This window comes from Brevundimonas vesicularis, from assembly GCF_027886425.1.
GTDB lineage: Bacteria > Pseudomonadota > Alphaproteobacteria > Caulobacterales > Caulobacteraceae > Brevundimonas > Brevundimonas vesicularis_C.
The window spans coordinates 652,551-675,173 of sequence record NZ_CP115671.1; the positions used below are offsets into that span (position 1 = coordinate 652,551).

The 22,623-nt window shown below is 66.6% G+C and carries 23 protein-coding genes; 14 read left to right on the forward strand and 9 right to left on the reverse strand.

Annotated features, from left to right (window positions below; translation table 11 throughout):
- Nucleotides 1–248: 248 nt before the first annotated feature.
- Nucleotides 249–1,115: a hypothetical protein gene (locus PFY01_RS03240; RefSeq protein ID WP_271042412.1), complete on the reverse strand. Its 867-nt coding sequence runs from the start codon at nt 1,113–1,115 to the stop codon at nt 249–251.
- Between the two features lie 360 nt (nt 1,116–1,475).
- On the reverse strand, nt 1,476–1,784 hold the full coding sequence (locus PFY01_RS03245) for a hypothetical protein (protein ID WP_199059955.1): 309 nt from the start codon (nt 1,782–1,784) through the stop codon (nt 1,476–1,478).
- Nucleotides 1,785–1,958: 174 nt separating this feature from the next.
- Here PFY01_RS03245 and PFY01_RS03250 point away from each other — a divergent pair, with 174 nt between their 5' ends.
- Nucleotides 1,959–2,270 (forward strand): hypothetical protein, encoded by a 312-nt coding sequence (locus PFY01_RS03250; RefSeq protein WP_174086463.1) that lies wholly within the window; start codon nt 1,959–1,961, stop codon nt 2,268–2,270.
- 7 nt (nt 2,271–2,277) lie between these two features.
- Here the strand turns inward: PFY01_RS03250 and PFY01_RS03255 are convergent, their stop codons facing one another.
- The gene (locus tag PFY01_RS03255) at nt 2,278–2,943 is read right to left on the reverse strand and encodes a TlpA family protein disulfide reductase (protein ID WP_271042413.1); all 666 of its coding nucleotides are present in this window, start codon (nt 2,941–2,943) and stop codon (nt 2,278–2,280) included.
- On the opposite strand from PFY01_RS03255, the gene argH reads away from it, so the two are divergent.
- The 5 genes from argH (at nt 2,942) to PFY01_RS03280 (ending at nt 7,658) form a co-directional block, all read left to right on the forward strand.
- Nucleotides 2,942–4,381: an argininosuccinate lyase gene (argH, locus tag PFY01_RS03260; protein ID WP_420197041.1), complete on the forward strand. Its 1,440-nt coding sequence runs from the start codon at nt 2,942–2,944 to the stop codon at nt 4,379–4,381. The genes PFY01_RS03255 and argH overlap by 2 nt on opposite strands.
- Nucleotides 4,378–4,608 (forward strand): hypothetical protein, encoded by a 231-nt coding sequence (locus tag PFY01_RS03265; RefSeq protein WP_055807399.1) that lies wholly within the window; start codon nt 4,378–4,380, stop codon nt 4,606–4,608. Before argH ends, PFY01_RS03265 begins: the two co-directional genes overlap by 4 nt.
- A gap of 1 nt (nt 4,609) precedes the next feature.
- A complete protein-coding gene (gene lysA / locus PFY01_RS03270; protein ID WP_271042414.1) occupies nt 4,610–5,884 on the forward strand; it encodes a diaminopimelate decarboxylase in 1,275 nt (424 codons plus the stop codon).
- Nucleotides 5,885–5,933: 49 nt separating this feature from the next.
- The gene (locus PFY01_RS03275; protein ID WP_055807405.1) at nt 5,934–6,590 is read left to right on the forward strand and encodes a hypothetical protein; all 657 of its coding nucleotides are present in this window, start codon (nt 5,934–5,936) and stop codon (nt 6,588–6,590) included.
- A 78-nt stretch (nt 6,591–6,668) separates the two neighbouring features.
- Nucleotides 6,669–7,658, forward strand: coding sequence for a cation diffusion facilitator family transporter (locus tag PFY01_RS03280; protein ID WP_271042415.1), 990 nt, complete (start codon nt 6,669–6,671; stop codon nt 7,656–7,658).
- A 4-nt stretch (nt 7,659–7,662) separates the two neighbouring features.
- Here the strand turns inward: PFY01_RS03280 and PFY01_RS03285 are convergent, their stop codons facing one another.
- Nucleotides 7,663–8,520 carry a glutamate racemase gene (locus PFY01_RS03285; protein WP_271042416.1) on the reverse strand — a complete coding sequence of 286 codons (858 nt, stop codon included), beginning with the start codon at nt 8,518–8,520 and terminating at the stop codon, nt 7,663–7,665.
- 129 nt (nt 8,521–8,649) lie between these two features.
- On the opposite strand from PFY01_RS03285, the gene PFY01_RS03290 reads away from it, so the two are divergent.
- Nucleotides 8,650–10,836 carry a M3 family metallopeptidase gene (locus PFY01_RS03290; protein ID WP_271042417.1) on the forward strand — a complete coding sequence of 729 codons (2,187 nt, stop codon included), beginning with the start codon at nt 8,650–8,652 and terminating at the stop codon, nt 10,834–10,836.
- Between the two features lie 138 nt (nt 10,837–10,974).
- A complete protein-coding gene (locus tag PFY01_RS03295; protein WP_271042418.1) occupies nt 10,975–11,940 on the forward strand; it encodes a magnesium and cobalt transport protein CorA in 966 nt (321 codons plus the stop codon).
- Here PFY01_RS03295 and ppc read toward each other — a convergent pair whose 3' ends face one another.
- Complete coding sequence (gene ppc, locus PFY01_RS03300; protein WP_333780226.1) at nt 11,941–14,640, reverse strand: phosphoenolpyruvate carboxylase; 2,700 nt, start codon at nt 14,638–14,640, stop codon at nt 11,941–11,943.
- Between the two features lie 191 nt (nt 14,641–14,831).
- Here ppc and PFY01_RS03305 point away from each other — a divergent pair, with 191 nt between their 5' ends.
- Together PFY01_RS03305 and PFY01_RS03310 are read left to right on the forward strand one after the other, a co-directional pair.
- Nucleotides 14,832–16,022: a divergent polysaccharide deacetylase family protein gene (locus tag PFY01_RS03305; RefSeq protein WP_271042419.1), complete on the forward strand. Its 1,191-nt coding sequence runs from the start codon at nt 14,832–14,834 to the stop codon at nt 16,020–16,022.
- Nucleotides 16,022–16,498 carry an RNA pyrophosphohydrolase gene (locus PFY01_RS03310; protein ID WP_091750899.1) on the forward strand — a complete coding sequence of 159 codons (477 nt, stop codon included), beginning with the start codon at nt 16,022–16,024 and terminating at the stop codon, nt 16,496–16,498. Before PFY01_RS03305 ends, PFY01_RS03310 begins: the two co-directional genes overlap by 1 nt.
- A gap of 49 nt (nt 16,499–16,547) precedes the next feature.
- On the opposite strand, the gene PFY01_RS03315 is transcribed toward PFY01_RS03310, so the two are convergent.
- Nucleotides 16,548–17,027 carry an Hsp20 family protein gene (locus PFY01_RS03315; protein WP_026108379.1) on the reverse strand — a complete coding sequence of 160 codons (480 nt, stop codon included), beginning with the start codon at nt 17,025–17,027 and terminating at the stop codon, nt 16,548–16,550.
- 271 nt (nt 17,028–17,298) lie between these two features.
- Between PFY01_RS03315 and PFY01_RS03320 the strand changes: the two genes are divergently transcribed.
- The 3 genes from PFY01_RS03320 to PFY01_RS03330 all read left to right on the forward strand — a co-directional run bounded on the left by PFY01_RS03320 (nt 17,299) and on the right by PFY01_RS03330 (nt 20,152).
- A complete protein-coding gene (locus tag PFY01_RS03320; protein WP_271042420.1) occupies nt 17,299–18,105 on the forward strand; it encodes a class I SAM-dependent methyltransferase in 807 nt (268 codons plus the stop codon).
- 95 nt (nt 18,106–18,200) lie between these two features.
- The gene (locus tag PFY01_RS03325; protein ID WP_271042421.1) at nt 18,201–19,121 is read left to right on the forward strand and encodes a class I SAM-dependent methyltransferase; all 921 of its coding nucleotides are present in this window, start codon (nt 18,201–18,203) and stop codon (nt 19,119–19,121) included.
- Nucleotides 19,118–20,152, forward strand: coding sequence for an alpha/beta fold hydrolase (locus PFY01_RS03330; RefSeq protein WP_271042422.1), 1,035 nt, complete (start codon nt 19,118–19,120; stop codon nt 20,150–20,152). The genes PFY01_RS03325 and PFY01_RS03330 overlap by 4 nt, the downstream gene beginning before the upstream one ends.
- Before the next feature lie 4 nt (nt 20,153–20,156).
- Here the strand turns inward: PFY01_RS03330 and PFY01_RS03335 are convergent, their stop codons facing one another.
- The 3 genes from PFY01_RS03335 to PFY01_RS03345 all read right to left on the reverse strand — a co-directional run bounded on the left by PFY01_RS03335 (nt 20,157) and on the right by PFY01_RS03345 (nt 22,055).
- Complete coding sequence (locus PFY01_RS03335) at nt 20,157–20,726, reverse strand: hypothetical protein (RefSeq protein WP_271042423.1); 570 nt, start codon at nt 20,724–20,726, stop codon at nt 20,157–20,159.
- 75 nt (nt 20,727–20,801) lie between these two features.
- Nucleotides 20,802–21,587 (reverse strand): histidinol-phosphatase, encoded by a 786-nt coding sequence (gene hisN, locus PFY01_RS03340; RefSeq protein ID WP_271042424.1) that lies wholly within the window; start codon nt 21,585–21,587, stop codon nt 20,802–20,804.
- Nucleotides 21,588–21,674: 87 nt separating this feature from the next.
- Nucleotides 21,675–22,055, reverse strand: coding sequence for a helix-turn-helix domain-containing protein (locus PFY01_RS03345; RefSeq protein ID WP_420197042.1), 381 nt, complete (start codon nt 22,053–22,055; stop codon nt 21,675–21,677).
- Between the two features lie 188 nt (nt 22,056–22,243).
- Between PFY01_RS03345 and PFY01_RS03350 the strand changes: the two genes are divergently transcribed.
- Nucleotides 22,244–22,498, forward strand: coding sequence for a GlsB/YeaQ/YmgE family stress response membrane protein (locus PFY01_RS03350; protein WP_039243891.1), 255 nt, complete (start codon nt 22,244–22,246; stop codon nt 22,496–22,498).
- Nucleotides 22,499–22,623: the final 125 nt, after the last annotated feature.

The following is a 22,623-nucleotide window of genomic DNA, read 5'->3' on the forward strand; positions in this document are numbered from 1 at the left end:
ACGTCCATTTTTCGGCCGCAAGTTTAAGGCTGAACTCGACCCGTAGCGGACGATAGTTTTCTCTTTGCCTAGGATCTAATTGACATCGCGAAGGCTTTAAATTGAAGCGGAAGTACATCCAGATGGACTGTCGAGTCACTCCGGCCTGCGCCGATGACGCTTGGACGATAACCATGTCTCGCTGTTCCTAATGACCTTCCTGCCTCCTTCAGTGGAGACAGTTCAGCATTAGACGGACAGGACCAAGCTTAAGGCGCCGAATGCACTCTCCGCCGCATGTTGTTCACAATCAGTCCAGCTTGCGCATACGCTGAGCGAGGAGATGCGTATTGCGAATAGAGGCTGTGAAGATACGCTCTATCCCAGTCCGTCATCCCGGGGCCGGCGTCGTCAAACAGATTAAGCACGGTTTCGTAAGAACTGGTTTCGGCCGCCATGTCGATCTGGGCCAAGGAGATCATGGCAATATAATCACCGAGTTGCCCAGCGCTGACCGACCCGGTTTTCGAGAGATCGACGATGACGATGACTTTATACAGCGCGTCGACCGTCTGATCGGTCAGGCGAGAACCCGTGGTGGCCTCGACTATGGGCGCGAAGGCAATCGGGCAATCGTATCCGCCACAACCCGCCGCCTCTGCGATGTCTGGAGAGATGAACCGGGGTTGGTCGCCTGGCACGCGCACTGCCCTTGAGCCGAACTTATCGACCGGCATACTCAGTGACCACCAGCGCACTGGCTTTTCTGAGATCTGGAATGCCTGCAGTGGTGCCGGCCCTCGATCAAGGCCGCCTACACCAACGCGAAACAGTCTGGCGTCGTTTTCGACCATTTTCTGCGCCAGGGCAGACCCGTCGTTGGTGAAGATGATCACAAGGTTCGGGTCGCAACCGGGCTGTCCCGGACGGAGATGCAACTCGGCCGAAATGTCGCTGACCCGGTCGAGAATCGGCTGTGCCGCCTCCGGACGCAGGTTGACCGTCGCCGGACATATGGGCCCTCGCCAACGCGCTAGACCGCGACCAGTCGCCGGAGCCGCCACACGTCCGACGAAACCATGCACCGCATCCCGCTCGGGCACGCCGGTGACTTCAACCTCCGGCAATGTGGCCAATTGCGGCTCTGTTGCCGGAGCCGGCTGGAGCGGCGTGGCCAACAGTAGGGCAGACAAGATTGAGACTGAAAGCATCAAACGGCTCGCTTCGATGTTGGAGGTGGATGCTAGCGCCTTAAGCCTGAGGGTGACGCCCGAACGATCGCTAAGTTCAGCCCAAAGTAGTGTCCGCTAGCCACCCTCAGCGGAACTTCAAAGTGTCCGCTGCTAGGCCGCGCATTCTCGACGACGGAAACGCATCAGGTCATTGCCCTGTAATTGAGCCTGGTTCAGCACGCAATGCGCGTTGCTGGAGATGTGGGTCTGTGCATTATCCCGCCTCCAGTCACCATTTCCACTATGCTGAGCAAAGTCGTCAGTTCAAAGCGGTCCAGGCGGAATGCCGACGATCGAGCGGTCGTATTGCACGGCGTCTCGGCTCTGAATTTCGCGAAGTTCCTTGCGCTTGGCCTCGACCAGAGCAGCATATTGCTCAGGCGTATAGCAGATGGTCTGCTCAAGCCTGCGACCTGTCAGGGCTCGCCGCTCGCAGACGCGGCGCGCCCGGGGAGGGGGCGCTGCTTGGTCCTCAGCGGCAACCTGAGGTGACGGCGCTGTCGTCGCTGGAGGGGTTTGAGCTAATGCTTGCAATGCTAGCGTGGATGCAAAGGCCAATGATGTTGCGAACATGCGTGTCTCCTTGATGATCTACGGTCTCATGTCTCGTCCCAACTATCAAATACAACGCGCGCAGCGATCGATCGTGAGTTGCGCGTAACGACTGCCGTTGCTTTGGCTGGCTGCAACCTGCGCCGTTGTGCTGCGTTTTTCGGTCGAGCTTTCAACCTTGACCGGAGTTTCGTCGTGACGATCCGAACCAAAGCCCTGATGGCGGCCGTCGCCGCAATGACGCTGGGCGCGGCCGCCTGCACCCAGGCCGAGCAGGAAAAGACCGAGGCGCATGCCGAGGCTGCCGCCGACAAGACGGCCGATGTGGCGTCTCAGGCCGGGGAAGTGATCGAGGGCGGCGCGATGAAGGCGGCGCAGGCGGTCGAGAGCGGCGCCGGCAAGGTCGCCGACAAGCTGGAAACCGAACAGGCCGAAGCGGCGGCCGAGGGCAAGCCCGGCGCGATCGATCCCGCGACCGACCAGCGCGTGCCGGGCAATAACAACTAAAAGTCGATCAGGCGGAAGGCGGCGCGCCGCCTTCCGCCAGGATCGCATCGATCAGGGCGCGGGCTTCCTGGCTGGACCAGTCCGCCTCGCCCTTCATGACAGCCCGAATGCGGCCCTGACGATCCAGGACGATGGTCTGCGGCATGGCGCCCTTGCCGGGAAACTCGAACGGCAGCTGGAATTTGGCGTCGCTGTAGAAGGGCAGGGGCGCGTGGTCGGCCAAGAAGCGTTTCGCTTCGGCTGCGGCTTCGGGCGTGGCGTCGACGTTGATCGGCAAGACGACCAGATCCTCGTTCGCCTCATAGGCCTTCGCCAGCGCCTGAAGCGTGGGCATCTCCGCCTTGCAGGGCGCGCACCACATCGCCCAAAGGTTCACGACCACGACCTTGCCTTGAAAGGCCGAGAAACGAACGGCTGTGCCGGTGCCATCGCGGAACGCGTATTCGGGCGCCGACTTCGCCTCGGCCGGGGTCGACAGCGCGGCCAGGGATCCGACCGCGAAGCGCGCCAGATCGCTTTTCGGCGCCTCGGCGGCGGTTGTGGTCTGTTCGACTTGCGCCTTCTGGCGATGATTGGCGTATAGCGACATCGCCATGCCGCCGGCGCCGGCGATGGTGCTGACGACGACGACCGCGCCGACGACCGCCCAGATCGCCTTTCTTGAGCCGCTCATGACCGAAACACCTTCTTCCGACGCCAATCCATCCGGCGGTTCGACTGCGCCGGTGAAGCCCGCGGGTCAAGACATGTGGGGCGGACGCTTTTCGTCGCGCCCTGCCGAGATCATGCAGGCGATCAATGTTTCCATCGGCGTCGACCAGCGCCTGTGGCGTCAGGATCTGGCCGGATCGCGAGCCCACTGCCGCATGCTGGCCAAGCAAGGCATCATTTCACAGGCCGATGCGGACGCGATCCTGGGCGGGCTGGAAGTCATCCAGTCCGAGATCGAGGCCGGAACCTTCCCGTTCCGTGACCAGTTCGAGGACATCCACATGAATGTGGAGGCGCGCCTCAATGAACTGATCGGCGAGCCGTCGGGCCGGCTGCACACGGCGCGCAGCCGCAACGATCAGGTCGCGGTCGATTTCCGCCTGTGGGTCCGCGACGCCTGCGATCGCTCGGTCGCGCAGTTGAAGGCGCTGCAGGCCGCGTTGCTGACGCGCGCCGAACAGCATGCCGGCGACCTGATGCCCGGCTTCACCCATTTGCAGACCGCCCAGCCGGTGACCCTGGGGCACCATCTGATGGCCTATGTCGAGATGTTTGGCCGTGATGCCGGACGTTTCGCCGACGCCCGCGCTCGGATGAATGAAAGCCCGCTGGGAGCCGCAGCCCTGGCCGGTTCGCCATTCCCCATCGATCGCCAGGCGACGGCGGCGGAACTGGGCTTCAACCGGCCGATGGCTAATAGCCTGGACGCCGTGTCGGACCGCGACTTCGCGCTGGAAAGCTTGGCCGCCGCCTCAATCACGGCCGGGCATCTGTCGCGCTTGGCTGAGGAGATCGTGGTCTGGATGACGCCGATGTTCGGTTTCGCCAGCCTGCCCGACGACCTGACCACCGGCTCGTCGATCATGCCGCAGAAGCGCAATCCGGATGCCGCCGAACTGGTGCGGGCCAAGACCGGGCGGATCATGGGTTCGCTGGTCGCTCTGTCCACGGTGATGAAGGGCCTGCCGCTGGCCTATTCCAAGGATATGCAGGAGGACAAGCCGCCGGTGTTTGAGGCGTTCGACGCCCTGGATCTGGCCTTGGTCGCGATGACGGCGATGGTTTCGGCCCTGCAACCCAACACCGAACGAATGGCCCAGGCGGCGGGCGCGGGCTTTTCGACTGCGACGGACCTGGCCGACTGGCTGGTGCGCGAACTGAACTTGCCGTTCAGGAAGGCGCACCATGTGACGGGGGCGGCGGTCAAACAGGCAGAGAAGCTGGGCGTGGATCTGTCGCAACTGCCGCTGGAAGAAATGCAGAAACTGGAGCCGGGGATCACCGAAGCGGTTTACAAGGTGCTGACCGCCGAGGCTTCGTGCCAAAGCCGCCAAAGCTATGGGGGAACCGCGCCGGAACAGGTCCGTGCGCGCATCGCCGACTGGAGAGCCCGCCTTTGAAAAAATCTCTGATCCTCGCGGGCGCGCTCGCCCTCCTGACCTCCGCCTGCGGCCGGATGGCCGATCTGGAATCGCCGGTGCGCGAGACCGAGCGTGCGCCGCGCAGCAGCCGCGCGCCGGGTCTGCCCGAGCCGGCGACCATGAACCGTCCGTCCAGCAGCGTGCCGATCGACGGCGGCCCGTCCAACCCGATCGGCGCCGGCGCCGCCCAGAACGACCCGCGGTAAGTTGCACCATTTCGATCTGAAGGAAGGCGCCCTCCATGCTGAGGGCGTGCCGCTGGAGCTTATCGCGGACGAGGTCGGCACGCCGGCCTATGTCTATTCGACCGCGACCCTGAAGCGGCACTACGGCCTGCTGCGCGCCGCCGCCGATGCGCATCGCGACGCTCTCGGCGAGGCCCTGATCGCCTTTGCGATCAAGGCCAACTCCAACCTGTCGGTGCTGGCGACCCTGGCGAAACTGGGGTCGGGCGCAGACACGGTGTCCGAGGGCGAAATCCGCCGCGCCTTGGCCGCCGGTGTGCCGTCCGACCGGATCATCTTCTCCGGCGTCGGCAAGACCGATGTGGAAATGGCCTTCGCCATCAGCGTCGGCGTGCGTCAGATCAACGTCGAATCCGGCGCCGAGCTGGATCGGCTGATCGCCGTTGCAGCCATGATGGATGCGTCGCCGGCCATCGCCGTCCGGGTCAATCCGAACGTGGGCGCGGGCGGCCACGCAAAGATCACCACGGGCGGCAAGGGCGACAAGTTCGGCGTGCCGGTCGAGGAGGCGATGGACCTCTATGCCCGCGCCTCGGCCTCGCCCCATGTCACGCCCGTCGGACTGGCCTGTCATATCGGCAGCCAGATCACTGACCTTGAGCCGCTGAAGGCCGCCTTCGAGGTCTTGGCGGACATGACGCGCAAACTGCGGGCGCAGGGTCATGCCGTGACCCGCCTGGATCTGGGCGGCGGGCTGGGCGTGCCCTATTCAGGCGGGACTGAGCCGCCGTCGCCGGCTGAGTATGTCGCCATGGCCGCGCGGGTTCTGAGCGGGCTGGATGTCGAGGCGGCGTTCGAACCGGGCCGGCTGCTGGCCGCAAACGCCGGGGTGTTGCTCAGCCAGGTGATCCAGGTCAACGAACGCTCGGACGGACGGCGCTTTTTGGTGCTGGACGCGGCGATGAACGACCTGATGCGGCCGGCCCTGTACGACGCCTTTCACGACATCCAGCCGGTCAATCCGCGCGAGGGTAAGGCGACGTCCTATGACGTGGTCGGGCCGGTGTGCGAGACGGGCGACACCTTCGCGCGTGACCGCGCGCTGCCGCCGCTGGAGGCCGAGGACCTGATCGTCTTCACCGGCGCGGGGGCTTACGGCGCGGTGATGTCCAGCGAATACAACAGCCGGCCCCTGATTCCCGAGGTGCTGGTGGATGGCGATCAGTGGGCCGTGATCCGGCCACGTCCGACGTATGAAGAGATGCTGGACCGCGAGCCGTTCGCCGATTGGCTTTGATCGCCGATTCTTCTCGACCGTTATAAAGTAACACGCTATAGGGCCGGTCATGTCCTCCGGTCCCGAACAGTCCGTCATGCTTTCCCTGCTGGGCGGCGGCTTCGTTGCGGCCTTCCTGCATGCGGCCCTGCCGACCCACTGGCTGCCCTTCACCCTGGTGGGGCGGGCGCAAGGCTGGCGGCCGTCGCGGATCCTGATGGCGGTGACGGCGGCGGGTCTGGCCCATATCGCCACGACGGCGGTGGTCGGTGGTCTGATCGTGGCGGCGGGTCTGGCGCTGGATCAGTGGATCGAGGGCGTGCTGCCCCACCTGGCGGCGGTGCTGCTGTTCCTGTTCGGCGCCTTCTATCTGGCGCGCGCGACCCTGAAGCGCCCGGCCATGGCCGGTGGTCCTGCGGTCGAGACGCCCGAGCCGGCCGTGTCGGACAAGGCCGCCTTCCTGGGTCTGGTCGCCATGATGGCGGTCTCGCCGGGTGAAGTGCTGCTGCCCATCTATCTGTCTTCGGCCTCGGCGGGTCTTGGCGCCCTGGCGCTGCTGACGGTGGTGTTCGCGGCGGGGACCATCGCCGGCATGGCGGTCTTCACGGCATTGGCCAGCGCCGGCGCCTCGATCCTGCGGCTGGAACGCTGGGCGCGATATGAGGGGGCGGTGCTTGGCGTGGCCCTGATCGGTCTTGGCCTAGTCGTCGCCATGCACCAACACTGACGCGATATTACATGATAACATTCAATGCGTTATCATGTATCGGCTTGGCTGTTTCGCCAGAGGGCGTATAGGCGAGCCATGAACGCCGCGCACGACCACAGCCCCAGCCACCGGCATGACCACGATCATGCGGATCACGGCCATGGGCATTCTCACAGTCACCACGGACACAGCCACAGCCACGGCGGTCATAGCCACGGTCCGGTGGACACCGGCGACTGGCGCTACGCCGTCGGCCTGGTGGTCAATCTGCTGTTCGTGGCGTGCGAGTTCGGCGCCGGCCTGATCGCGGATTCGACCGCCCTGTTGGCCGACGCCGGGCATAATCTGTCGGACGTGCTGGGTCTGGCCATGGCGGGCGGGGCGGCCTGGCTGGCGCGACGCGGCGCACATGGAGCGGCGGGCGGTCGGCGGACCTATGGTTTCGGCAAGGCGACGGTGCTGGCGGCGCTGGGCAATGCGTTGCTACTGATCTTCGCTTGCGGGGCCATCGCCTTCGAGGCCGTGCGGCGGTTCAACGAACCCGCCCCGGTCGGGTCGGGCGTCATCATGGCGGTCGCGGGCATCGGCTTCGTCATCAACCTGGGCACCGCGCTGCTGTTCATGAAGTCGCAGCACGACCTGAATGCGCGCGGCGCCTATCTGCACATGATGGCCGACGCAGGCGTGTCGCTGGGCGTGGTGCTGGCCGGCGGGCTGATCATGATGACCGGCTGGTCGGTGGTCGATCCGCTGGTCAGCCTGGCGATCGTGGTCGTGATCCTGTGGTCGACCTGGGGCCTGCTGAAGGACTCGGTCAATCTGGCCATGGACGGCGCGCCGACAGGCGTGGACGTGCCGGCTCTGGAACAGGCGCTGGTCCGCCTGCCGGGCGTGCGAGCCGTGCATGATCTACACGTCTGGGGATTGTCGACGACCGAGACGGCCCTGACCGCCCACCTGGTCCACGACCGCGCCGACACGGCGGCGCTGATCTGCGAGGCCCAGGCCGTGGCGAAGCGCTACGCCATCGGCCATACGACACTGCAACTGGAGACCGAGCCGCTGCCGGATTGCCCGGGCTGCTGAGCCGTTAGGCCTGTTCGAACGTCACTGGCGCGCCCCAGAACTGGGACACCAGTTCCGACTGCGGCCCGGCCTGGCCGGTGGTCAGGAAGTCGCGGCGCCCGCTGTCGCCCAGATCGTATTCGGGGTGCGCCTTGAAATAGCGCTCTAGCGCATCCGCCACCGCCGTCGGCTGTTCGATCAGAACGGTGCCGGCCGGCAGGGCCTGGGCGAACAGCTCGGCGACGATCTCATAGTGGGTGCAGCCCAAGATGGCCTTGTCCGGGTGGCGGCCGATGCGGCGACGCAGCGCATCGACGTGGTCGTCGATCACCACCTTCAGCTCCTCCGGCGGCGCGCCCAGCTCGATAAGACCCGCCAGGCCGGGGCAGGGCTCGGAAAAGACGGCGATGTCCTCGCGCCGCTTGTCGATCTCGATCTCATAGACGCGGCTGATGGCGGTGGCGGCGGTGCAGAAGACGCCGGTGATGTCGATGGAGGCGACCTTTTCGCCTTCCTGCGGGCGCTCGGCCTCGAAGCTCCAGGGCTTGCCGGTCGCCGCCTCGATGGTCGGGACGATGATGCCCAGAATGTTGACCGGGCGGCCAAGACGCTCGCGCAGACCCGGCAGCCAGGTCTGTTGCAGGCGGCGAAGCGCAATGGCGCTGGCGGTGTTGCAGGCCAGGACGACGACGGAGGCGCCGGCCTCGAACAGTCGCTCGCAGCCGGTTTTCGTCAGTTCGACGATGTCTTCGCCACCGCGCCCGCCATAAGGGGCGTGGGCCTGGTCGGCCAGATAGACGAAGTCCCGCTGGGGGAAGCGTCGGGTCAGTTCGCGGTGGACGGTCAGGCCGCCCACGCCGGAGTCGAAAACGCCAATAGCCATGGCCCGGCTTTAGAACAGTGCGACGACGTATCCAACCGGATTGGCGACAAGTTTATCCCCGCGTCAGGTGACGGGGCCGATCCGTGCGCCTAAGTGTATCGCAACCATGATCTTGTTTCGGAGCATTCCATGCATAGACGCCAGCTTCTCATCGCGGGCGGCAGCCTGATGGCCCTGTCGGCCTGCGCTTCCACAGGCGCGACCTCGGGCAGGTCCGCTGCGGCGCCGTCCGCCGCCAGCGTCGCCGAGGAAGCGCGCATCGCCCGCGCCGTCCTGCCCCGCCAGACGCCGCGCGCCGAGCTGCTGCAGGCCTGGACCGGAAAGTATGATGGCGTTCCGCCCTTCGACAAGGTGACGCCGGCCAAGCTGCGCGAAGCCATGCTGGAAGGCATCGAACTGCAGCGCGCCGACATCGCCGCCATCGCCAACAACCCCGAGGCCCCGACGTTCGCCAACACCATGGCGGCGCTGGAGCTGGCCGGCGAGCCGCTGGACCGGGCGTCCAACGTCTATGGCGTGATGACCTCCAACATCGGCGGCGAAGCCTATGACGCGGTCGACACCGAGCTGTCGCCGCTGCTGTCCGCTGCTTCTGACGAGATCACCTTCAACGAGAAGCTGTTCCAGCGGGTCAAGACCGTCGCCGACACCGCGGACGCGGCGGGCCTCAGCGCCCAGCAGAAGCGTCTGGCCGAGCGTCGCCGCGACGCCTTCATCCGTTCGGGCGCCAATCTGGACGCGGCCGGCAAGGCCGAACTGGGCCGGATCAACACCGCCCTGTCCAACGCTTTCACCCGCTTCGGCCAGAAGGTCGTCGCTGACGAGAACGCCTGGACCCTGATCCCGAACGAAGCCGGTCTGGCGGGCCTGCCGGCCTCGAACAAGGCCGCCGCCGCCGGCGCGGCGCGCAGCCGCAGCCTGCAGGGCTGGGCGATCCTGAACACGCGTTCGGCGGTCGATCCCTTCCTGACCTTCGCCGACGACCGGGCCTTGCGCGAGCAGGTGTGGAAGAAGTTCGTCAATCGCGGCGACAACGGCGACGCCAACGACACCAACTCGACCATCGCCGAGATCGTGAAGCTGCGCGACCAGCGCGCCAAGCTGCTGGGCTATCGCAACCACGCCGAACTGCGCATGCAGGACACGATGGCCAAGACCCCGGCCAATGCTCAGGCCCTGATGGACCGCGTCTGGGCGCCGGCCAAGGCCCGCGTCGCCGAGGAAGTCGCCGACATGAAGGCGATCGCCGGCTTCGACATCGAGCCTTGGGACTACCTCTACTTCGCCGAGAAGGTGCGTAAGGCCAAGTACGACCTGGATCAGAACCAGCTGAAGCCCTACTTCGAGCTGAACGCGGTCCGCGCCGGCTCCTTCGCCATGGCCGAGCGCCTTTACGGCTTCCAATTCAAGAAGCTGCCCAAGGGATCGGTGCCGACCTTCGAGCCGGACGTCGAGGCCTATGAGGTCTATGACAAGAGCCGCGACGGCCGCCTGATCGGTCTCTACTACACCGACGACTACGCCCGTCCGGGCAAGCGTTCGGGCGCCTGGATGACCACCTATCGGTCCTTCTCGCAGCTGGACGGCTCCAAGGTCATCCTGGCGTCGAACAACAACAACTTCACCAAGCCGGAGCCGGGCGAGCCGGTCCTGATCTCGCTGGACGACGCCGAGACCCTGTTCCACGAGTTCGGCCACGCCCTGCACTATCTGTCGTCGGTGGTGACCTATCCGTCGTACGGCAATACGCCGCGCGACTTCGTGGAATATCCGTCGCAGGTGCACGAGCACTGGGTGCTGAGCCGCCCGATCCTGGACGGCTATCTGAAGCACTATCAGACGGGCGCGGCCATGCCGGCCGAACTGGTCAACAAGATCGAGGCCGCCGCCACCTTCAACCAGGGCTATGCGACGGTCAGCTATCTGTCCTCGGCCATCGTGGACATGGACCTGCACACCCAGGCCGTGCCGCCGACGGATATCGACGCGTTCGAAAAGGCGAGCCTGGCGCGGATCGGCATGCCCAAGGAGATCGTGATGCGGCACCGCCTGCCGCAGTTCAATCACCTGTTCACGTCGGACGCCTATTCGGCGGGCTACTACAGCTATCTGTGGTCCGAGACGATGGACGCCGACACCTGGGCCTATTTCGAAAAGTCCGGCGACGTGTTCAATCCGGACATCGCCGGCCGCTTCAAGTCGATCATGCTGGCCCCCGGCAACACCACGGACCGCGCCGAAGCCTATCGCGCCTTCCGCGGCCGCGACCCGGACGTGGCGGCCCTGCTGAAGGTCCGGGGCTTCCCGGTCTCTTGATCAAGGGCGCTAGCGCGCTTCGCGCTGCTTGAGCGCATTCGTGAACCTGACGGCCGGCGGAGCGATCCGCCGGCCGTTTCGTTTGGCTGAAACCTGGCCTAGAGCAGGTCGAGACCCGCGCAGATCCCGGAACCCCGCATGACCGTCGTCGCCTCCTACGTCTATCGCGACGGTCAGCGCGTGCGAGAGGCGCCGTTGACGCCCGAGGGGTTGGCGCTGGAGCCGGGCGAGTTCGTCTGGGTGGGGCTGTACGATCCGACGGACGCCGAGATCGATGTCCTGGTGGAACGGTTCAAGCTGCATCCGCTGGCGGTCGAGGACGCCTTGGCGGCGCACCAAATGCCCAAGGTCGAGGTCTATGGCCGCGAACTGTTCGTAGTGGCGCGCACGGCGATGAAGATCGATGATCGGCTAGCCTATGGCGAAACGCACGTGTTCGTCGGCGAAGACCATGTGGTCAGCATCCGCCACGGCTCGGCTCGCGCCCACAACCATCTGCGCACACAGCTGGAAGCCTCACCCCTTCAGCTTAAGAAGGGTCCCGACTTCGTCCTGCACGGCATTCTGGACTTCATCGTCGACGCCTATGCCCCCATCGTCGACGACGTCGAGGACAGCGTTCTGGAGATGGAGCAGCGGACGCTGGACGCCTTCCTGTCGCGCCTGGAAATCCGGCGGCTGTTCACCCTGCGCCGCGAGCTGCTGAAGTTCCGGCGCATCCTGGGGCCGATGGAAGAGGTGCTGGGACGGCTTCAGTCGCTGGACCTGCCCTGCATCGATCCGGACGTTCGGCCCTATTTCCGCGACGTGGGCGACCACGTGCGGCGGGTGAACAGCCGGCTCGGGGGATTGAACGACATCCTGTCGTCGGTGTTCGAAGTGGCCAACCTGCTGGAGCAGCAGCGTCAGGGCCTGATCACGCGCAAGCTGGCCGCCTGGGCCGCCATCCTGGCCGTGCCGACGGCCATCGCCGGCATCTACGGCATGAACTTCGAGCACATGCCCGAGCTGCGCTGGGAATACGGATACTATGCGGTCCTGGGCGTAATCGCGGCCATCTGCGCGGCGCTGTATGTGACGTTCAAACGGACGAAGTGGCTGTAGTCAGCCGCTGTTTCGCAGGCCTGCCGCCACGCCGTTGATGGCCAGAAGGATGCCCTCGCGGACGCGGGGGTCGTCGTCGCCTGCGCGGCGGCGGCGGATCAGTTCGATCTGGACGTGGTTCAGCGGCTCGACATAGGGCATACGCAGCCGGATCAGCCGGTCCAGCTCGGGCTGGCCGCCCAGCAGGGCGTCATGGCCGGTGATGGCCAGGATGGCGTCGTGGGTGCGCTGCCACTCCTCGCGGATTTCACCATAGACGCGCGAAGCCAGAGAGGCGTCGGGGACAAGGGTGGCGTAGCGGCGGGCGATGGTCATGTCGGACTTGGCCATGACCATCTCCATGTTCTGGACTAGGGTCTTGAAGAAGGGCCAGGCCTCGGCCATCGCCTTCAGCTCGCCCATGTCCTTGCCCTGCACGGCCGAGCCGAAGCCGAACCAGCCGGGCAGCATGACCCGGCTTTGCGACCAGCTGAACACCCAGGGAATGGCGCGCAGATCCTCGATCCGCGTCGAGGCGGTGCGCGACGACGGCCGCGAGCCGATCTTCAGATCGGCGATCTCGGCGATGGGGGTAGCGGCGCGGTAGTAGTCGACGAAGCCGTCGGTCTCATAGACCAGCTTGCGATAGGCGGCCATCGAACGCGCCGACAGGTCCGACAGGGTCGCGCCGTGTTCGGCGGTGAAGGCGTGATCCGTCCCCTTGCCCAGCGAGGCCAGCATGGCGCCGCAGGTCAGCGCGTCCAGATTGCGAAGCGCGATTTCCGGCTCGCCGTATTTGTTGGCGATGACCTCGCCCTGCTCGGTGGTGCGGATGCAGCCCTGGACCGTGCCTTCGGGCTGGGCCAGGACGCCGGCGAAGGACGAACCGCCGCCGCGCCCGACCGTGCCGCCGCGCCCATGGAACAGTTGCAGCTTCAGCCCATGCTTCTGCGTCACCTCGACCAGGGCGCGCGAAGCCTCGTGCAACTCCCAGCCCGAGGTCAGGTAGGAGCCGTCCTTGTTCGAATCCGAATAGCCGATCATCACCTCCTGGACCCCGCGCGCCTTGGCGACGGCGAGGGCGGACGGCTCCTGCAACAGCCGCTCCAGTGTGGGGCGGGCGGCGCGAAGGTCTTCAATGGTTTCGAACAGAGGCGCGGCCTGGATGGGACAGGCGGCGGGGTCTTCGGGTCGGTAGAGACCGACCTCCCTGAGCAGCAGATAGACTTCCAGCAGGTCGGACGCCGCGTCGGTCTTGGACACGATATGGGTGCGGATCGCCTGGGGCCCGAAGGCGGCGAGTGCGGTCGCGGCCGCCTGAAGGATGGCGCGCTCCTTCAGGGTTTCCGGCTCATAGTCGGCATAAGGGCTGAACAGCAGGCGCGACGAGGCCAGTTCGGCGGCCAGCACCTTCAGGCGACCTTCCTCGTCCAACGCCAGATAGTCGGACTGGACGCCCGCGACCTTCAACAGGTCGGCGACGACGCGTTCGTGGACGTCGGCGTTCTGGCGCATGTCCAGGGTCGCCATATGGAAGCCGAACACCTCGACCGCCGTGATCAGGTCGCTGAGCCGGTCGTCGGCGAAGACGCCGCCGTGGTGCGACACCAGGCTGTCGTGAAGCGTCTTCAGATCGGCTTCGAAGGCGTCGGGGCCGGGATAGGGTTCGGCCTGGACCGCGGGGCGACGGGGCGGGGGGGCGTCGCCCAGCTTCTCGTGCGTGGCGGCCAGGCGAGCATAGACGCCGGTCAGGGCGCGGCGATAGGGCTCGTCCGCGCGGTGGGGCGACGGATCATGGGCGGCGTCGGCCAGGGCCTGAAGCTCGGGCGACACCTGGGCCAGTTCGGCCGCGAGGCTGAGTTCGGCGCCCAGGGCGTGGACCTCCTCCAGATAGAAGCTCAGCACGGCCCGCGCCTGGGTGCGGAAGGCGGCGGCCATGACCGTGGCGTCCACGTTGGGATTGCCGTCGCGGTCGCCGCCGACCCAGGTGCCGACGCGCATGAAGGGTTTCAGCTCGGGCGCGTCCAGCAGACGCCGCCAGGCCGACAACTGCTTGGGCGCGACGTGCAGGAAGATGCGGTCCAGGAAGGAGACGACGGTGTCGATCTCGTCCTGCACCACCAGGCCCTGGGTGCGGACCAGACGCGTGGCCCACAGGATGACGATCTGGCGGCGCAGGGGTTCGGCGATGGCCTCCAGGGTGCAGGCGTCGCCGGCCTTGTCGCAGGCGTCCAGCAGGTCGGTGATGGCGGCGATACGGTCGATGACGCTCTTGCGCCGGACCTCGGACGGGTGGGCGGTCAGAACGGGCGAAATCAGCGACTGATCCAGCAGGGCGCGCACGGCCTCGCGGTCCACGCCCTGGTCGGCCAGCCGCTTCAGCGCGCCTTCGGGCGTGTCGGGACGGGCGCCGGCCACGGCCTGGCTCTGGGCGCGACGGCGAGTCGAGCGGTCCTCTGCGATATTGGCCAGCAGCGAGAACAAGGCGAAGCCGTGCGCCAGGCCGGCCGCCTGATCCACCGACATGGCGGTCAGCAGCTTCTCAAGACGCTTGGCGGGGTGCGAGGCCGGGTCGCGGTGATAGGCAATCGAAGCCTGGCGCACCGCCTCGACATGGTCGAACAGGGCCTGGCCGCCCTCGTCGCGGATGATGTCGCCCAGAATGCCGCCCAGGAGTCGAACTTCGTCACGCAGGGCGTCATCAGCGGCGGGGCTCATCATCTTAAATATCCTGGGTCGGCACGGGGAGATGGGCATCTGGAAGGTCGAAGTCGCCCGCGTCAACGCACGATCCGTGACAGCCGCCACCAGAAATCACCGCGTCGATCATGGTGAACCGCCCGTTAGGGTTTCTTAACCGACGGCGCGCGATGATGCGGGCGTAGGATTCCAGATCGGTTCCACTCTTGCCCATGTTCGCCAAACGCCAATCCGCACTCGCCGCCACCGCCGGGACCGCCCCGCGCGCCAAGGATGGCCCGAGCCTGAAACCTGTCGTCGATGCCTTGAAGAAGCCGCCGGTCGCGGCGGGTCTCGCGGGCTTGCTGCTGCTCAGCGCCAGCGCCCTGTTCCTGACAGTGCTGGGTGATCCCAAGGCGGGAACACCCTCGGCCCATGTCGCGCTGGAACGCGAGGCGGCCGCAGCGCAAGCGCCGGCGCCGACGGGCTTCGAAGCCTTCTCCATGGGCGCGATGGGGCTTTATCAAAATCTGGCGGGCGGCGCCGATCCGACCGCGGGCGGCGACGCCGTCATCACCCTGCCGGACGGCGGCAGCGTCTCGGGTCAGGGCGCGCCCATCACGGCGCCAGTCCATGCCGCCTCTCCGTTGGCCAAGGCCCCCATCGCCGGCCTGTCGCAGCCCGGATCGAACGGTCCCCTGCCGATGATCGCGCCCGACGGCCGCGTGCCGGCCCAGGCCTATGCTCGCCCGTTCCGTCCGAACGGCAAGCCGCGCGTGTCGTTGATCGTCGGCGGCCTGGGCCTGAACGCCGTCACCACCCGCGCGGCCATCGAACGGTTGCCGCCGGAGGTTACGCTCAGCTTTGTGCCCTATGCCGACAATCTGCAGGGCTGGATCGACCAAGCGCGCGCGCAGGGCCATGAGGTCATGCTGGAAATGCCGATGGAGCCGACCGGCTATCCCGACAACGACCCCGGCCCGTATACGCTGCTGGCCGACGGCGGCGCCGACGACGTGACCGCCAAGATGGACTGGCTGCTGAGCCGCGCCACCGGCTATTTCGGCGTGACCAACTATCTGGGCGACCGGTTCGCCGGCTCGGACACGGGCATGAACGCCTTCCTGAGCGTCCTGCGCCAGCGCGGCGTCACCTTCCTGGACGACGGCTCGTTCCAACGTCGGCCGGGCGCTTGGGCGCGGGCCAGCGCGGACCGCGTCATCGACCGGACGCAGTCGCCCGCCGCCATCGTCGCCGCCCTGAACGGCCTCGAAGCCCAGGCCAAGCTGCGCGGTTCGGCCCTGGGGGCCGGCTTCAGCTATCCGGTGACGGTCGAGGCAGCCGCCCGCTGGACCGCCGGTCTGGAACAGCGCGGCCTGCAACTGGCGCCGGCCTCGTCCATGTCGATGCGGCCGGGGCGCTAGTGTCCGATCTCGACGCCTATCGGCCCAATGTCGGGGTCGTGCTGTTCAACCGCGACGGCCTGGTCTGGTACGGCCAGCGCCACGCCACGCCCGGTCCGCATAACTGGCAGTTCCCGCAGGGCGGCGTCGATGCGGGCGAGGATCTGGAAGCCGCCGCCCGCCGCGAACTGCATGAGGAAACCGGCGTCACCTCGATCGAACTGCTGGCGCGGACGGACGACTGGATCCTATACGACTTCCCGCCCGAAGCCATGAACAACGCCAAGGCCTGGCGCGGTTTCAAGGGTCAGAAGCAGCAGTGGTTCGCCTTCCGCTTCACCGGAGACGAGGCCGAGATCGATCTGGCGGCCGACGACGAGGTCGAGTTCGACGCCTGGCGCTGGGGGCCGCTGTCGGACGCCTGCGACCTGATCGTGCCGTTCAAACGGCCGGCCTATGAACAGGTCGTCGCCGCCTTCTCGCACCTGGCGGCATAGAAAAAGGGCGGCGCGAACGCCGCCCTTTCATAGTTCGCCTTGAAACGGCTCAGGCCGCTTCGGCCTTCTTCTCGGCCTGGCCTTCGATCAGCGGTTGGCCGGCGCCGATCTCGATACGGCGGGGCTTCAGCGCCTCGGGCAGCTCGCGCTTCAACGAGATCGACAGCAGGCCGTTGACCAGGTTGGCGTCGTTGACGACGACATAGTCGGCCAGCTGGAAGCGACGCTCGAAATCGCGCTCGGCCAAACCGCGGTGCAGATAGGTCTTCTGCGTCGCCGTATCGTCGTTGGCGGTCTTGCGGCCGGTCACGGTGAGCAGGTTTTCCTTCACCTCGATATTCAGCTCGTCGGGGCTGAAGCCGGCGACGGCGATCTCGATGCGATAGGCGTTCTCGCCCGTGGTCTCGATGTTATAGGGGGGATAACCCGTATCCTGGCTGGTCGCGCGCGAGGCGTTTTCCAGCAGATTGGCCAGACGGTCGAAGCCGACGGCCGAACGGTACAGCGGGGTGAAATCGTAGGTACGCATCAGCATCCTCCTGAGGATCAGCAAGGTTGAGCCGCCCGGCGTTTTGGCCCGGACGGTGGGAGATCAGATCGACGACCCGAAACCGGCGCCGTCAGTCTGGAGAACCCGAAATCGGCGTCCTCGGAAGCCAAGATGGGAACCGGCGAAACGGCGTCAAGGGCGCCGCCCGCACGATTTTGCTTGCGTCAAATCCGCCTGTGTCTCGCGAAGTTCATTTGCGCGGGCGGCCCGCCTGCCTATGGAGAACGACCTGAACCTGGAGCCCTCGATCATGCGCCTTGCCGTCTACGGCCTCGCCGCCGTCCTGCTGTCCGCCGCCCCCGCCCTGGCCCAACAGTCGCCCCAGACCCAGGGCGCGTGGACGCCGCCGCGTTCGGCCCTGTCCAGCGCCATGCCGAGCTTCTCCGACGACACGGCCTTGCAGAGCGCCATCGCCGCCGAGACCCGCCCCGCCGCCGACCGGGCGCGCGACGTCTATCGTCATCCGTATGAATCCCTGACCTTCTGGGGCCTGACGCCGGGCATGACGGTGGTGGAGATCGAGCCGGGCGGCGCCAGCTGGTGGCGGCACATCCTGGAGCCCTATGCGGCGGCGACCGGCGGGCGTTATGTGCCGGTCAATCGTCCGCTGGAAAGCATGGGCGTGGCGGATGGAACCGCCGACTTCATCCTGGTGGCCCGCGCCTTCCACAACTGGTCGCGCGACGGCCGGACCCAGCCGTATCTGCAGGCCTTCTTCAAGGCCTTGAAGCCCGGCGGCGTGCTGGCCGTCGAACAGCACCGCAGCGCGGAGGGTCTGAATGTCGCTGACGTCGCCCCCACCGGCTATGTGCCTGAAAGCTATGTGATCCATGAGGCGCGCAACGCCGGCTTCGTGCTGGAGGCGCGCAGCGAGCTGAACGCCAATCCCAAGGACGACCACGATCACCCGTTCGGGGTCTGGACCCTGCCGCCGATCCGCCAGTCGGCTGCGCGCAACGACCCGTCGGGCCGCACCCTGACGCCCGAGGAACGCGCCGCCTTCGACGCCATCGGCGAGAGCGACCGGATGACCCTGCGTTTCCGCAAGCCCGAATAGGCCGTCTTGCGTTTTGACCGGACCTGCGAACCCGATTAAGCCCAAGGCGTCAGGGTGCGTCGGACGCGGGTCCCGGCGTCCTGCGGAGGTTTTGAATGGCTGATCGTCTGGCGAGCGCGAGCGGATTGTCGCGTCGGTTTCTGCTGAGCGGCGCTGCGGCGCTGGGGCTGACCGGCGTGGCGGCTTGCGGGCGTAAGGACGAGGCCGCAAAGGCGCCCGCCGCGCCGCCCACACCCGCCGGGCCGCCGGAAGGCTCGCTGGAATGGGTAGTTGAGGGATCGTGGCGCTCGGCCCAGGACAAGGCGCGCGACGCCTTCCGTCACCCGATGGAGACGCTGCGGTTCTTCGGACTTCAACCCAAGATGACGGTGGTGGAGTTCTGGCCCGGCAGCGGCTGGTACACCGAAATCCTGGCGCCCTATCTGGCCAAGGGGGCGGGAACCTATGTCGCCGCCCTGTTCCCCGAGGGGCCGACCGCCGATCCGGCGCAGGCCGTGCTGAACACCGCCTTCCGCACCCGGTTCTCCAGCGACAAGAAGCTCTATGGAGAACCGCAGTTTTCGGTCTTCGGCGCGGGGTCCGGTCCGGTGATCGCGGCGGGTACGGCCGAGATGTGCCTGTTCATGCGGACCCTGCATGGCTGGATGGCGGCTGGCATTGCGGAAAAGGCCTTCGCCGACGCCTTCGCCGCCCTTCGCCCGGGCGGCATCCTGGGCGTCGAGCAACATCGACTGTCCCCGGCGGAGGACCAGGATCCGGTCGCGGCCAATGGCTATGTCCAGGAAGCCTTCGTGCGCCAGTTGGCGGCCGAAGCGGGCTTCGTCTTCGTCGAGGCGTCCGAGATCAACGCCAATCCGGAAGACACCAAGGACCACCCGTTCGGCGTCGATACCCTGGCGCCCACGCGCTTGACGGCGCCGCGCGGCGAACCGGCGGACCCCGCCTTCGACCGCTCCAAATATGACGCGATCGGCGAGAGCGATCGCATGACCTTGAAGTTCAGGAAGCCCGAGTGAACCGCGCCCAAGCCTTCGCCGCCAACGCCCCGCTGATGGGGGTTCCCGGCGCCTATCCGCCGCCCGGCGGAAAGGGCGACTGGTTTCGCGGCGCAGGCGGAATGCGGCTGCGCGCCGGGCTGTGGAAGCCGTCGCATCTCGCTGCGGACAAGGTGCGCGGCACCGTGGTGCTCAGCCCCGGCCGCACCGAGCCGATCGAGAAATACTATGAGGTGATCGGCAATTTCCTGGCGCGCGGTTGGTGCGTGCTGACCCACGACTGGCGCGGCCAGGGGCTGTCGGCGCGGCTGTTGCCCGACCGGCTGAAGGGTCACGCCCGTGCGGTCGAGGAGTTTCTGGACGACTACAACCGCCTGCTGAACGCCTATGAGGACCATTGCCCCAAGCCGTGGATCATGGTCGGCCACTCGATGGGCGCCTGTCTGAATCTTTTGTCGCTGGAAAGCGGCGAGGACCGGTTCGCCGGCGCGGTTCTGTCCAGCCCCATGCTGCGCATCAAGACCGGAAAACGGTCGATGTGGTCGGTCAAGCTGGTGGTGCGCTGGAACATCCGCCACGGCCAGGCCGGCGACTATATCCTGGGCGACCCCGACGATCCGTTCGATCACAACTTCGCCGAAGACGCCCTGACCTCGGACGAAACCCGCTATGAGATGTGGCGTCAGCAGCTCTATGCCTGCCCGCACCTGGCCATCGGCGGTCCCACCTATGGTTGGCTGGCCTTTGCGCTGGACGCCGGCGAGCGCGCGCTGAAGCCCAAGGCTCTGAAGGCGGTCAAGGCGCCGGTCGTGATCGTCCAGGCCAGCGCCGACGACGTGGTTTGGAAGCAGACCAACCAATGGGCCGCCAAACGCATCCCGCGCGGCCGCTACGTCGAGGTCGCCGGCGCCAAGCACGAGGTCATCATGGAGGCCGACGACCTGCGCGCCGTCTTCCTGAACGAGTTCGACGCCATGGCCGATTTGGTCGCGCCTACGACCGACGCGGCCGCCGATCCTTCGGCGAGGACTGCAGACGTGGCGGCGGTTTGATCGTTTAGGCGGCGGTTTCGGTGCGCCAGCGTCGGTCGATCGTCTGGGTGACGCCGCATAGCTGCAGGAAGGCGACGGCGACGCCGGGGCCGGTCTCGGCCTTGACCAGCAGGGGCAGAACGATCCACTCGCGCGGGAAGCGCATCACCATCACGTCGTCGCTGGCGCGCAGGTGCGGGCAGTATTTCATCGAGCGATCCACGCAGCGGCGGTGCAGGGGCGCGATCGAGCCGGCGTCGATCATCACCCGGTCGTCGGCGATGTCGGCGCGAACCTGACCGCCGCGCGCTCTGAGCTGACCGGCGCATCGTCGCGCGGCGATCTGGGTCCAGCGATCGCCCTCCTCAGTTGGCTCGCCGCACATCGGGCACAGCATGCGCGCGACCGTGAGGCGCTGTCGGACCAGATGATTCTTCGAATATTGCGGTTTGCCGGCGCCGGGCGCGCTGGCCTGCATCAGGGCGAGACGACCGCCGACGGTTCGGCACGGTGCGGCGCCCGTAATCTCTTCGCCGCTCCAACTCGTGACCCAGGGCACGTCGACGCCGACAACCAGTTTGGACAGCCCAGCCATCGAAATCCGTCCCCTCAACCGTCCGCACCCTGACGCCGTCTCTCGACCTGCGTCAATATGCGCCAGGTGAGAGGTTCAGGCGGCTGCGCGTTTCAGCGTCACCAGGGCCTGATCGATCAGGCGCGCGTCACCGACGGCGAGGACCTGGCCCCTGTCGTCCGGCGCTGCGCCGCGCCAGTTGACGACCTTGCCGCCCGCCGCCTCGATGACAGGCACAAGGGCGGACCAGTCCCAAGGCTTCAGGCTGGTCTCGGCGACCAAATCCATCTTGCCCGCCGCCACCATGGCGTAGGCGTAGGCGTCGCAGCCCAGACGCGCCAGGCGGGCGGTGGCGCGGATCTGGGTCCAGGCGCCCAGTTCGGAGCCGTTGAAGATGTCGGGGTCCGTGGTCGAGATGACGGCGTCGGTCAACTTCTCGCAGGACCGCACGGCCAGCGGCGTCTCGACATCGCCGCGCAACAGGCGCGCGCCGGACGGGCCGCCGATAAAGATTTCGTCCAGATAGGGCTGGGCGATCACGCCGACGGTCGGCTTTCCGTCCGTGCGCAGGGCGATCAGCGTGGTCCACAGCGGCAGGCCCGAGATGAAGGCGCGCGTGCCATCGATGGGATCCAACACCCAGACGTGCTCGACGTCCGGCCGATCCTCGCCATACTCCTCGCCGATGACGCCGTGGTCGGGATAGCGGGCGGCAATCAGGCGGCGGATGGCGGCCTCAGCCTGCTTGTCGGCTTCTGTGACGGGATCGAAGCCAGCCGCGCCGCCCTTGTCCTCATGCCCGATGTCCGAGCGGAAGAAGGGCAGGGTCACACGCGCGGCTTCGCGCGCCAGTTCGATGGCGAAGGCTTCGTATTCGGTCATGGGGCTCCCTTACCGCGCTTTCGCCGGCATGGGCGCCCCTTGAGACGTGTAGATCAGGGAGACGTGCAGATCAGGCAGACGCGCAGATCAGGCGGCGGCCGCGTCGCCCGCGTGCAGGGACTTGGCCAGATCCAGCAAACGCCGGCGGGGCCGTTCGTCCAGCTGATAGTAGGCCTGGATCAGGTCCAGCGTTTCTTTGCGAGAAAAGACTTCGCCGCCCTTGGGCGCGGGCGCGTCGCCCTCCATCGCCTCGGCCAGGCCATCGTAGAAATAGGCGACGGGGGTTTCGAGCGCCTCGGCCAACTGCCACAGGCGCGCGGCGGAGATGCGGTTGGCGCCGCATTCGTACTTCTGAATCTGCTGAAAGCGGATGCCGACCTGAACGGCCAACTGCTGCTGGGTCAGGCCCAGCAGGCGGCGACGGCGGCGCAGGCGGCGGCCCAGATGAAGGTCGATGTCGTCGGCCATGACGGTGATCCTCGTCTCGACGTCTGTCCCGATGCGGGACGACACGCGTCGATCACGGCAATCCCCATGCCGGATCGCGCCAGAGGCGAATTCGGCCTTATTGCGGCGAGGGCGAACGAAGGACGCAACCGTATGGCCCGAGCCGCATTTACTGCAACAGCTTGGCTTTTAAAGGAAGGAACCACAGCATGGGTCTCGGAATCATTGGTTGGCTCGTCATCGGCATCGTCGCCGGCTGGCTGGCTGAAAAGGTCATGGGTCGCAATCACGGCCTGCTGACGAACCTGATCGTCGGCGTCATCGGCGCTCTGCTCGGCGGCTTCATCTCGAACAACGTCTTCGGCACGCCGGTCGGCGGCTTCAACTTCGTCACCCTGATCGTGGCGTTCCTGGGCGCCTGCCTGCTGCTGTTCCTTCTGGGACTGGTCAAGCGTCGCGCTTGATCCGACAGTTGGTCGATAAGGAAAAGGGCGGCTCACGAGCCGCCCTTTTTGCTGCGCCACTGCCTCCGCTGGCTTGCGGGCAGTCGAAAGGGCGGCCGGGAAACCCGACCGCCCTTGATCATTCA